Origin of the sequence: Grimontia sp. AD028, assembly GCF_000973155.1 — a bacterium.
Taxonomy (GTDB): domain Bacteria; phylum Pseudomonadota; class Gammaproteobacteria; order Enterobacterales; family Vibrionaceae; genus Enterovibrio; species Enterovibrio indicus.
Genome location: NZ_LASY01000016.1, coordinates 75,653 through 88,678, shown reverse-complemented (window position 1 = coordinate 88,678; position 13,026 = coordinate 75,653). Strand labels below are relative to the sequence as shown.

The window sequence follows — 13,026 nt, the reverse complement described above, 5'->3', positions numbered from 1 at the left end:
TTCTTTAACCTTCAGTTACAACTTGTCCTTGGGGAATATTTCAATCTTCAATGCTTATAATTAGGCGTAATGGCGCTTGTAGTGCCTCCAGAGCAGAAAGTAGCTACCAAGCATCAAGGTAAATGCGACTGCAGCGACCAGATACATCGTCTGATCACCCCAGGCGATCAGTTGGTCTTTCAGCCCAAATCGACGCCAACTGATCACACATACAAGGCTGGCAGCTTGTATAAGAATGGAAGCCCATAGGGAGCGGAACCAGATATAGACCATGATGTAAAACACCGAGGAAACGAACGAGTAGATACCAACCACCAATTCGAATTGCATGACTGCATAAACCAAGGCTTGGATAAAAATGGCTACAGTAATGTTGCTGTAATCCTTCACATCGTTGTAAACAGCACCACGGAATACAATTTCTTCAACGAAAGGAACAATTATTGCGAGTGCGAACAGCAAAAATAAAGGCGCGGCTTCTTTATCCATTATCCACGCCATGTAGTTATCAAGCTCTGGTAGTGATGCTTTTACACTACTCAGGTTAACAACTGTGACGGTGAAAATTGACATACAAACGGCCACGAATATTGTTAGAAACGTTGTCGTCATATCCAACTTTCTAAATTGACAGGCCTTATATAAACTTTTTCCACGTACTCTGAAGAAAATATCAGAAAGAATGACGCATATAGTGAAATAGAGCAGTGCCGTTAATAACGGAAGGTTGTAGAAAGCATCCTGTAAGGGCTTTACATCTAGCAACACGGTGAATAGCAAATAGATAAGTGCATAACCAAGCCCAACATATACAGAAAGGTAACCCAAGGTTAAAGCAATAACTTTTCCCCAGGAGGTCTTACCGCCTTTTTCTAACTGCCGTGAATTTAGCGTTGTATCCATACTCATAATAAAATTCCTTTAATTTCCTGCGTATTTCTTGAAATCACTGTGCTGATGCACGGTAGATCTTTTGGATAGGGAGTAAACCTTGTAAAGAGAGAAGGCAATGACACCAAATGTGATAAGTAACAGTGCATTGTGGTATGTGTGGTTGTACTGCTCGATCATGGCATTGTGTCGAAGCACATAAATTCCACCAGTCGAGAGGAACTGCATAATCACGGCTGCATACATTGAACGTGTCCAAAGATAAAGGGTGGTGAACAGGCAGGTACCTATTGCTGCATAGATCATGAGTGGGATGTCACGCATCAATTCAAAGTAGTAGGTATAAATTACACACAGCAGCGCGTAGCAAATGCCAATGTGTAAGCCTCTTCGCATTTCATTAAATAGCAAACCACGGAAGAATATTTCTTTGTAAAACGATCCAATAATAAGGAATAGTACAAATGACCATGTGCTTGGTGTATCCACCAAGAAGGCCATGACAGATTCATAACCACTGAAGTTGTTTTTTAAATAAGGTAGCGCGAACAGCGTATGTGTAAATATCGCCGCAGAAATGCTTAATGCGATGATATAAAGAGCCGTTGTCTTGCTAAATGAAACGAAGTTGCATCGTTTAAATAAGTTCTCTTTCTTAATGAATTTGATAAACAAGTAAAAGACAGAGATCTGAATAATGTCATTGACGACAATCATAACTACGCCGTTATGGTTGAACCACTCACCATATACTTCGTGCTTACCCATCACTTGGTACCATAGAATAATTAGCGGTACCAGAATTCCGAAATAGATTGCAGAATGGGCAACCGTCCAGCTAATAGAACGGCCTATATTCTTTATTGCAGAGGGTGCACGTTTGGGTGCATCTTCAATGTGGCTACTCATAGTATTCCCTTAGTTTTATTTTAGTGTTCCGGTGTTGTCGCATACTCTTTTGTCGCGGGGCTTGCGTCGTTAACAAACGCATGAAAGCCTTTGTTTCTATTCCCGAAAATGCCCAATAGCACCATAAGAGCCGCACTAAAAACGATGACCTGATGCCAGTTCTCTGCGGTTAACAAGGTGCCCACCAACCAAATACCAGCGGGTACCGCGAGGTTAAGTAGCGCGAAGAAAAGACCAAACAATCGGCCAAGCATGTGCTGAGGGACAGTGCGTTGAAATTGTGAAAGCACGGGAATGTTCTGTACGGTGTTTAAGCAAGCCAACACGACAAACGTTGCGGCAAAAAAGCTCGTAATCAGCATGGCATTCGCTTGCTGGGGAAATGGAAATAGCCATACAAGTATGAGAAGGGCTTGAGGAATGAGCAGTAAACAGAAATACCGTATGGCTGTTTTTTGAACGGCTTTTTTACTCGCGATCAATGCCCCAATAATGGTTCCAACAGCCATGGATGCTTCAACAAGTGATAGCTGGAGAGGACTGACCCCCAAGACCTGATAAATGATGAAAGGCATGGCGACCAGCACCAATGGCAGGTAGAGACCATTGAGTAAAATTTCGAAGACGAGGAAAAAACGAATAGAGGGGTGCTGCTTAACGTAGTCGAACGCTTCGCGTTGGGCACTGATGTAATCTTTGTTAATCGTCGATTCTTCGCTCTCTTTCTCGGTAAAGCGGAGGTTTAATTGAGCGACAGCGGAAACAAAATATATCGCGCCGGAAATTATGAATATGAGATTCAGCGAAATGTTTGCATACAAAAGCGCACCTGATATGGGTGCTACGATCCGCGTGACAGCTGAGACGGATTGTACAAGGCCGTTAGCTGATGGTAACGCGTCGGCAGGGAACAACTCGGGCAATGCACTGTTGAATGCGAGCGTGAGTAACGCCTGTACACTCGCAACGCATACGATGTAGAACAGCAATGTATTTAAGTTATCGGCGTAGTTGACGGTTAACACGAAAGCGAGAGCGATAAGGCCAGTACAAAAATCGCAAAGGCAAACGACCCGCTTTTTGTTCCACTTGTCTACCCAAACACCACTTAGCAAACTAATGACGACCGAGGGGACAAAGGACGCCCCGACAGCCATAGAGAACAATAAAGCTGATTGTGTTGCATCCAGCAGGTACAGGCTTATCGCGAAGGACAGGCTGCCTGTGGCAAACTGGGAGCTAAAAAGGCCACCGGCAACGATAAATCGATTACTTAACATTGCCTGCTCCTGCTAACTGCTTTGTGCTGTACACAAACAGCTTTAAGTACGTACTTAAGACGTTATTCAACTGCTCTTTTTGTAGTCGTCCTGCATCGAAGCTCAATGACAAAGAGGTGTTATCTGAATCCTCTGGAAGTGTCAGTACTAAATCAAACTCTTGTAAGACATCGGAAGACACGTGAGCGTGTTCACCTTTAAGCAAGATGTGCGCTTGAGAGGGTGCGGGCAGTGCCGTGTCAAAACCCACTTGGGTCGCAGCCAATTCAACCAGTTTCTTGTTTGTTTCCTCAACCATGTCACCAATGGAATTTGAATTTGCTAAATCGACGGCAAAAGGCACTAACTGCGTACTGTTGAGTGCGTAAGTGAAATTGACGTTATGTTGCTTATTTAATTGCGCCAGAAGGTAAGCAAAAATGCTCGCTTGACCCGCCAATAAAGACGCCGGGCTATTGGATATGGCATTGGAAAATACCGCCACTGCGTCTTTTGGATAATTGGCTTTGAGTGTGGTGATCGATCTGCCTGCGCTGCGGTGGAACATTGAGTGGGGCAAGGTAGTCGCGGGTAAAGTGACCTTGTTGTTTTGGCCATCAATGAAGTCGCCCAACGCGCGAATTGACGTATGGCTAAATAGATCGGTGACGCGAACAATATCTGGGAAGTCAGAATCAATGCGACTATGCGCCTGAACGATAAGTAAAGAGTTTGCTCCAAGGTCGAAGAAGTTCTCAGTCACACTGACGTCTTTAGCGTCTAACAAGTTCTGCCATATATCGACAAGTTTTCGCTCGGTCTCAGTTTCGGCATGGGTAACGTTTATGCCTGAGGTGACCGAGGATTTCATCGCAAGTAGCTTGTTTTTGTCTGCCTTCCCATTAATGGTGAGTGGAATGCTCTCTAGCTCGGTAAAAGACGCTGGCAGCATATAGGTAGGTAAATGCTGTTCAAGCGCGTTTTTATACTCAGAACGCGTTCGTGGTTCTGACGAAACAACGAAGGCACTGATGGAGTTCTCTTCTGCGACAACCACTGCTTCAGAAACCCCGTCAATGGCAAGCAGTTGATGTTCAATCTCACCAAGCTCAATGCGAAATCCACGAATTTTCACTTGCAGGTCGCATCGACCTAGATATTCCAATTCACCACTTGCAAGTTGGCGTGCGCGATCTCCTGTTCGGTACAAGGTTTTATCAGGGCTGTAAGGGTCTTGTATGAATCGAGACTGATTTAACTCAGGTCTGTTTAAGTAACCCCTGGAAATTCCAGCACCGCCTACGTACATTTCTCCGGGTACGCCAGTGGGTTGCAACGCCTGACTTTCATCAAGAATATAAATATACAAATCACTGATTGGACTGCCAATCAAGCTCTGCTTGGCATGGTTAATATCGTTTTCAGTCAGCGATTTATAGGTAACATGCACGGTTGTTTCTGTAATTCCGTACATGTTAATCAGCGCAGTATCTTTGAGAGGGTGTTTTTCAATCCAAGGTTTTAGCGCGCTTAAGGTCAGGGCTTCACCACCAAAAATGACAAAACGAAGTGAAAGAGGTTGTTCGACCTTTTTGTCTGCCTCGATGAGCTGATTAAAAGCACTTGGCGTTTGATTGAGGACCGTGACATTTTCTGAGCTGAGTAGTTGGCGGAAATCGCTTGGAGAGCGCGCCACCATTGAAGGGACGATAACTAGCTTCCCACCTTTTAAGAGTGCGCCCCATATCTCCCAAACGGAGAAGTCAAACGCAAAGCTGTGGAATAGGGTCCAAACGTCATGCTCGTTGAAGTCAAATTCCGTTGATGTACTGTCAAATAGACGAATCACGTTCTCGTGCGTTACCTGAACACCTTTTGGTAAGCCGGTTGAGCCAGAGGTATAAATGACGTAGGCAAGCTGGTCCTTCGCGACGCAAGACTGGAAGTGCTTAGGGAAATTTTGCAATCTCGCGTGAGTGTCTTCCGCGTTGAGCTCCACTGTCGGAACAGATAGTTTCGGTGTTTCGAGTTCTGTTGCTTTTAGTACGAGTGAGGCATCGCAGTCTGACAAAATATGCTGAATGCGCTGCTCTGGGGAATGAGGGTCTACCGGGACGTATGCAGCACCAGATTTCAATACGGCCAGAATGGAAATGATCATGTCGAAGCCCGGCTCAGCAATCAACGCAACTTTCTTGTCTATCGAGACACCGAGTTCGACCAGAAGGTGTGCAAGCTGACTGGCAGATGCATCCAATGCTTCGTAGCTGATTGTCTGATTGTCGAATGAAACAGCAATATGTTTAGGGAAGCGTCGAACCGTGTCTTCAAAGCGCTGAACGATGGCGTCTTGGCTTCCTACCTCTAACGAACAGGCTTTTCGCAGAGCATCAGATGAGCGTGTTTGCTCTTCTTGAGTTAAAAGGCTGAATGTTGATTGACGAGCGTTTGGCTGCTCCAAAACACTGAACAACAATTGTTCAAAGTGCGTTGCCATTTGTTTGATTGTATCTTGGGTAAATAAATCGGCAGCGTAATCCCAATGGAATCTTAATGAGTTATCCGTTTCTGCTACGTCTAATAGCAGATCGAACTTCGCCACGGATGACGGAACATCATCAGCGGTGATCGTAAGATTATCGATAGTCGGAAACGAAATATCTTGATTCTGCATCACCATCATAATTTGGAACAAAGGATGATGGCTGAGACTTCGTGAAGGCGACAGTTCATCAACAAGCTGTTCAAATGGGTATTGCTGATTGGCGTATGCGTTTAAAAGTACCTGTTTGTTCTTTTTCAACTGCTCAGAAAAAGTGCGGGAAGCGTCGATATCAGAACGAAGAACAAGGGTGTTGACGAAAAAACCGATAAGCTCTTCGACACCGGTTTGTTCGCGGTTTGCGATGGGGGTACCCATCACAATGTCTGATTCATTTGAGTACTTGCTAATAAGTAAACTGAATGCGGTTTGAAGCACCATGAAGGCGGTGGAACCTGATTCCTTTGCGTAGGAATACACCGCATCAGTTAAGGACGAAGGTAGTGACGTTGTGTATCGATCTCCACGATATGTCTGCACTGCAGGTCTTGCCGAATCCAGTGTTAGTGCGTGACATTCGGGTAAGCCGTCGAGAGACGTCAACCAATGGTCTTTTTGACGGGCAAATGCATCACTGTTTTCAAATTCACGCTGCCAGTTTGCATAGTCTGAATATTGGACCTCAAGCGGTTCTAGGGGGGTAGAGTGGCCACTCGTGATGTCTCGATAGTGCGCACCAATTTCTTGAGTCAACACACCCAGAGACCATCCATCAGACGCGATGTGATGCATGGTGAGTAGCAGTGTGTGATTGTCATCAGCGACGTTGACAAGCTGGGCTCTCAGAGGTGTTTCTGTCGCCAAGTCAAAAGCGTAAGTGCTCTCAACTTCCGATAGTGCATTTAGCGCAGCCTGATGTGCTTCGTTATTTAACGTGCTGTGGTGCGTGATGGTGAGTTCAAAACCAAGGTTATTGTGAATAACTGGCGCGACAGTGCCATCATTTGCGGTATAAACAGTTCGCAGTACATCATGGCGCGCTAAGGTGCGTTGAATCGCTTTTTCTAACGCCATAACATCAAGAACGCCATTGAGCTGGAGTCTTGTATGGATGTTGTAGCGTCCTTTTGTGTGGTCGATCTTGTCGACTAACCACATACGTTGTTGGCCAAAAGAAAGCACCTTTTGTTCTTCAATTGGCTGTTTTGCTATTACCGCGACATTAGTCGGGGAGGCTTGCTCTATCTGTGTTGCCAGTGCCTTGACAACTGGGTACGCAAAGATGTCGCTCAATGGTATGGCGATATTCCACTCTTCTCGAATTTTTGCCATGAGTCGGGTGGCTGATAGCGAGTGCCCGCCAATTAAAAAGAAATCATCCTCCCGACCCACTTTCTCCCGTTTTAGAATGTGCTCAATGATGTTTGCCAGCCTCGCCTCCGTGCGATTGACGGGGGCCACGAAGGTACTGCTGAGCTGAGGAACGGGGAGAGCTTTTCGGTCGAGCTTTCCGTTTCCGGTCAAAGGCATGTTGTCTAACGGTACAAAAGCCGATGGCACCATGTATGAAGGCAATTGAGTCAACAGATAGTGTCTTAACTCTTGGTTTGAAAGGCTGTGAGAGGGCGCCGGTACATACCAAGCGGCTAGCTGAAGTTCGTTGTTCGCGTCTGAATAGGTGCCTACATGACACGCGTTCGTTATCTGTGAGAGAACGGACTCAATTTCGCCCGTTTCAATGCGCTGGCCACGAATTTTTACCTGATGGTCTAGTCGACCCAAATATTCGATGTTGCCACATGCTTTCCAGCGCGCCTTGTCTCCGGTTTTGTATAAACGTCCGTCTCCGAACGGGTTACTAATAAACCGCTCTGCAGTAAGGCGTGGTTTGTTGAGGTAACCGCGTGCAAGGTTGTCACCGCCAATATATAGCTCACCAGCGACACCTATTGGGCAAAGTTGCAGATGCTGATCGAGAACGAGTAGCGTGGTGTTGTCGATAGGCTTCCCGATTGGAATAGCATTCGGGAGTTCGGTGGAGACGCAATCGAAATAGGAAACATCAATCGTGGCTTCTGTTGGACCATAAAGATTGTGCAACGTCGCACCAGTTGGTTCATGTACGCGTTTTTGGAAATCGGACGCCTGGGTATAAGTGAGTGCTTCGCCACTGGTAAATACCTGCTTGAGTGAATGAAGCGTCTTTGCGTTAGGCTCTGATAGCGTAGAGAGAAACTCACTTAACATCGACGGCACGAAGTGCATACATGTAATGCCTTGTTCGTCGATCGCTTTGCTTATCAACTGGGGATCTTTTTCTTCATCTTGTCCGAGGAGGAATAGACGAGCACCGGTAAACGACCACCACACAAGCTCCCAGACTGAAACGTCAAACGTGTAAGGTGTTTTTTGCAAAACGGTGTCGGACTTTGAAATTGGGTAGCGAGCTTGCATCCAATCGAGGCGATTTACCAATGCATCATGTTCAATGAGCACACCCTTGGGTTCACCGGTTGAGCCAGATGTATAGATAACGTAAGCAAGGTTCGCAGGCGAATGAAGCCTTTTTGGGTTGGTTTCGCTAAAACCTGACGTATCTAGGGTGTGCAAGTCGATGGAACGACAAGGGGATGCCGACAGAGGGGATGCCGACAGAGGGGATGCCCAATGCAAATGCAAAATGGCGTCACTGTTATCAAGAATGTATTGCGTGCGTTGTTCTGGGTTATCAAGGTGAATGGGTAGCCAAGCACCACCTGCTTTTGTGATCGCAAAAAGTGCGACCATCATGTCCAAACTGCGGGGTACTTGAACGGCAACAATTGACTCTGGCCCAACGCCTTCCTCTCGCAAATAGTGCGCGAGTCTATTTACCTTTCTGTTGAACGCCGACCAAGTAAGGACGCCCTCTTTCGAGGATATTGCAATTGCCCCAGGCTGCTCCAGAACCCGTTGCTCAAACCTTTCGATCAGTGGTAAAGCGACATGTCGATCTACATAGGTGTCATTAAAGGTTTCTAAGAGTTGCTGCTTCTCGTTTTCTTCGACAAGCGTGATGTCTCTTACAAGGGTGTTAGCATCAGAGATAATCTGTCGGATAACAAACTGAAATTGCTGAGCGAGAGATGTGATCGTTTCACGCTTAAATAGCTCTGTACTGAACTCAATGGTGGCGGTATAGCCATGTGCACTAGAAGGATAGATGTCGAGTTTTAGATCAAGTTTGGCAAAGTGTGATGGTGTGTCGATCTTCTCAAGTAAGAAGGCGTTTGTCTTCAGTGCCTCAGCCGCTGAAAGTTGGTTGTGAAAAACGAACATGGTATCGAAATAGGGATTTCTGCCAGGCTCGGGTTGAGACCAATGGGACACCATATCGTGATAAGGGAAATCTTGGTTTTGTAACGCTTCAAGAAGTCGTTCTTGTTGACCCTCGAGGAGTTCTTGTACGCTTTGATTGGCTTCACAGCTAAAAGAAATAGGGAGGAAGTTGTTGAACATTCCAACCATTTCCTGCGTTTGGTGATGCGTTCGTCCTGTGCTCAGAATGGATGAGCAGAAATCTGCTTGTTGACTGTATTTGGCCAAGACAAGGTGAAATGCAGTGAAAAACAGGGTGTTGACGCTTACCTTTGCGTTAGAGGTGGTGCGAATTTTCCCAGACATTTCAGCATCCAGATCGAACGTGAATTGTTCTCCCTTAAATGTTCGTTTGTCAGGACGTGGGAAGTCAGTAATCAAGTCAAGACGGGGTGGGATATCAACAAGCGTGTTTTGCCAGAAGTCTTTTTGGTGTTTGATGCGGCTTTGATTTGTGTCGCTTGCTTGCCAAACAGCATAATCGCTAAAGCGTACTTCTGGTTCTACAACTGCATTAGTATTGCCTTCTAGTTGATCAAGGAATTGGTCGATAAGTACAAGGATGGATACACCATCTGCGACGATATGGTGGATGTCGATATATATGAGATGCTTATTCTCCAATGCTTGTAAGCCTAATCTCACCAGCTTGCCATCAGCGAGATCAAACGGCTGAACAAAGTCTTTCCAACAATCTTCAAAAGGCATTTCGGCGTCATATTGGCGAGCAGAAATAGGGGTAACCTTGGCGGTTTGGCATAATTGGTCAGCGTCGTAATGGAAGCGAGAGAAGAGTACAGGATGACGCTGACAAACGCGTTCGAAAGCAACAGAGATTTGCTCTGTTGTTGTTTCACCCTGCAATGAAAAAGCGATTGGCATGTTATATGCTGTGCTGCCGGGTTGCATTTGAGCTTGGGTATACAGACCCGCTTGGATAGAGGTGGCGGGGATAGCGTTGAGCGACGCATTGCGTTCTATATTCCCCAGCGTGTTTTCCTCGCGTTGCGTATCAAGCAAATGGCTCTGCTCTCTAACGGTAGTGCTCGAAAACAAGGTTTTTATGTCGAGTTGTTTACCGAAGTGCTTCTGCATTTGAGCCGATACACGGCTGAAAGCGATAGAATTTGCTCCAAAATTAAATACGTCATCGGTCACCGAAAGCGTGGGTTGAACCAACACTTTCTGCCAAATCGCAAGCAGGTTAACTTCGGTCTCCGTTTTTGGCTGCACTGGTTCACCAGACCTTTCTGTTTCCGGCGTCGGGAGCGCGTTAAGATCGACTTTGTTGTTCGCAGTTAGAGGAAGCCTATCGAGACGAATATAGTGTTGAGGCAGCATGTATCGGGGTAAAAATCCAGCCAGCTCAGCAGTGATCTTTTCCTTGTTTGGCATCTCGTTTTGGCACAGGTAGGCGATGATATAGCCGTTGCCTGAATCGTTGCCTTGAACCGCCACATAGACATCAGATGCGCCTGTGACATCAATAAGTTGTGATGCTATTTCGCCGAGTTCAATGCGAAGCCCCCGAATCTTCACTTGGGAGTCTAAGCGCGAGTTGAAAATGAGCACGCCATTTTCTGTTTCTACAACTTCATCGCCTGTACGATATGACCAGTCTTGGGTATGGGGTACGTTTGTGAAACGTTCTTGCGTCAAGTCGGGACGATTTAAATACCCCTTTGCCAGTGCTGGGCCACCGATATAAAGCTCTCCCGGTACACCCGGAAGACAGGGTAGCAGGTCAACGTCAAGGACATGGAAAGTAGAATCATTGATGGCCGAGCCAATTGGGATCGTTCCATGGACCAATTGCGTTGACTGGATAGGATACGCGGCAGCAAAAACCGTGGTCTCTGTCGGGCCATACACATGAACAAGTTTATTTGGCCCCAGCTTTCTAAACGCCTTTTTCACATGCGGAACGGAGACTTTTTCCCCACCGAACAGAATCCGATTTACTTGTTCCAAGGCAGAGAGATTGGTGTCAACCAGTGCGTTAAACAACGCCGTAGTGACAAAGAAGATGGAAATATTCTGGTCCGAAATGTAATCGGTCAGTGCATTGAGATCTGACAGTAACGCTTCATCTAAAAGAACGAGCTCTGCACCGTTGCATAAGGTTGTGAAAATATCGAACACCGAACCGTCAAAACCGTAGGAAGAGAGCTGCAATACGCGATCATTTTCCGATATCTCTACGTAGGTGGGAGACGCGGCGAAACCTGCAACGGCACCGTGCGGTGTGAGAATGCCTTTGGGCTGTCCTGTTGAGCCTGAGCTGTAGATAATGTAAGCGGTGTCACTGCTGTTAATGCACACAGATGGTGCGTCACCTTCTGTGCCCAGAAGGTCGTTGACGTCTGCTACCGAATGAGTGCTCGCAAGTGGTGATTGCCCCGAGACGATACAAAGCTTGGCTCCCGTGTCTTCCATCATGAAAGCAGAACGTTTCTTAGGCAGGTCAGGAAGAATAGGCAGGTAAGCGGCACCGGCTTTTAGTACACCCCAAATCGCCAAAACCATGTCGGTGCCTCTGGGTAAGCTGATTCCGACAACATCGCCTTTTCGAATCCCCAAACTAGCGAGACCGGCGGCTACCTTATTGCTTAATTTATCGAGTTCCTGATAAGTGATGGACTGTTCAGGGTTTGACAGGGCTGTGCGCTCTCCAAAATTATCAACGGCGAGTTTGAGTTGCGTGACCAAGTCGCTGTTGTATTCAGAGCGCGCTATTGTCGAATCAGTCGTGCGTCTTTCAACGGGAGATAAGCTTTTGAGCTGGCGCGTAGGCTCGGACACTGCATTTTCAAGCAGGGTAGAAAAGTGTGCTAAAAAGACGTGGCCAAAACTTGGGTCGAATTTGCCAGATTGAGTAATCAGATTACATTCGTATCCGTTCATCTGGGTGATGGCGAGCGTAAGGTCGAAATCAGTTTCTTCTGTTGTTTCCACCGACTGAATACTGAACCCTGTTCCGTCCGCTATTGTGGTGTCGAGAGGGTAATTTTCAACGACCAACAAACTGTCAAACAGTCTGGCATTTTGAGGGATTGCGGTAAGGGTATGAACGTCCTTTAACGCGACAGTACTGTGTTCATTAATGCCCGCCAATTGCAGCTGAACTTTTTTAACCCAATCAGAAAATGGCATGGTCATTTCCAATTCGGCACAAAAGGGCAGGGTATTGATAAATAACCCTGCTGTATCAGCAATATTGAGCACGGGGAGATTTCTCCCCGACACTGTCGTTGCAAATGTTAGGTTTTTTTGGTTCTGATAGAAGCGCAGGCATAACGAGAACACTGCGTGAAATATTGCTGCCGGAGTAACGCCTTCTTTTTCAGTGAGGGCCTCGATTCGCGCCTGTATTTGGCTCGAAATGGGGAGCACAATTTTATTGTCTGAAACTGAATGGCTTTTGACATCCAGCATCTCTAACGTACGTTTTGGTAACGCTCGATTCACTTCGGCGTTTGATGTTGACGTTTTCCACCAATCAAGGGCTTTATTGGTGTCGGTTTTCTTCCATGCCTCGTGTATATCTTTGGTCGGTGCGGTCTTATCCAGCGTTAATGCATTGTTCTTGTATAGGCCCAGCAAGGATTTCAGAATCAGCGCACTGCTCCAGCCATCAAGAAGAATGTGGTGAAAGCTCAGGACAAGGGTAAAAACATTGGCGTCTTTTTCGATAACACTCAAACGAATAGGATGAGATTGCAAATCCAAACGTGAAGGACTTCTCAGTGTTGAAAGGGTGTTGTCATTCGCTTGTTGGCGCGATATCTGCTCGATATCGAGCGAGCGTTCTTTTAGCACAATTTGAACGGGCTTATCTATCCCTTGCCAACGAAAAACGGTGCGGAGTGCATCGTTGTTTTCTACAACGCGGTTCCACGCAAATTGAAGGCGGTCTATGTCAATGTCGCCACTCACATTTAATCTAAGCTGCTCAAAGTAAACAGGGCTGTCAGGCTCGGAAATATGATGAAAAAGTAAGCCTTCCTGCAAGGGCAAAAGAGGGAGGATGGCTGAGACGTTACTTTTGTCAATTCCTGACATGTTGCT

4 protein-coding genes are annotated in these 13,026 nt (G+C 46.3%); all 4 read right to left on the bottom strand.

Translation table 11 applies throughout. The features are described 5' to 3' along the window. Positions 1–60 precede the first annotated feature (60 nt). The 4 genes from RN22_RS03860 to RN22_RS03845 are packed head-to-tail and all read right to left on the bottom strand — an operon-like array spanning position 61 to position 13,020. Positions 61–909, bottom strand: coding sequence for a CPBP family intramembrane glutamic endopeptidase (locus tag RN22_RS03860; RefSeq protein ID WP_046303155.1), 849 nt, complete (start codon positions 907–909; stop codon positions 61–63). 12 nt (positions 910–921) lie between these two features. After that, on the bottom strand, positions 922–1,800 hold the full coding sequence (locus RN22_RS03855) for a CPBP family intramembrane glutamic endopeptidase (RefSeq protein ID WP_046303154.1): 879 nt from the start codon (positions 1,798–1,800) through the stop codon (positions 922–924). Positions 1,801–1,820: 20 nt separating this feature from the next. Then, entirely contained in the window at positions 1,821–3,080 is a 1,260-nt protein-coding gene (locus RN22_RS03850; protein ID WP_046303153.1) for an MFS transporter, read from the bottom strand. Next, on the bottom strand, positions 3,070–13,020 hold the full coding sequence (locus RN22_RS03845) for a non-ribosomal peptide synthetase (RefSeq protein ID WP_046303152.1): 9,951 nt from the start codon (positions 13,018–13,020) through the stop codon (positions 3,070–3,072). Before RN22_RS03845 ends, RN22_RS03850 begins: the two co-directional genes overlap by 11 nt. Positions 13,021–13,026: the final 6 nt, after the last annotated feature.

What these genes read in the sequence shown, in the direction of transcription:
- RN22_RS03860 (WP_046303155.1), bottom strand. Translation starts at nt 909, where the DNA reads ATGAGTATGGATACAACGCTAAATTCACGGCAGTTAGAAAAAGGCGGT.
- RN22_RS03855 (WP_046303154.1), bottom strand. Translation starts at nt 1,800, where the DNA reads ATGAGTAGCCACATTGAAGATGCACCCAAACGTGCACCCTCTGCAATA.
- RN22_RS03850 (WP_046303153.1), bottom strand. Translation starts at nt 3,080, where the DNA reads ATGTTAAGTAATCGATTTATCGTTGCCGGTGGCCTTTTTAGCTCCCAG.
- RN22_RS03845 (WP_046303152.1), bottom strand. Translation starts at nt 13,020, where the DNA reads ATGTCAGGAATTGACAAAAGTAACGTCTCAGCCATCCTCCCTCTTTTG.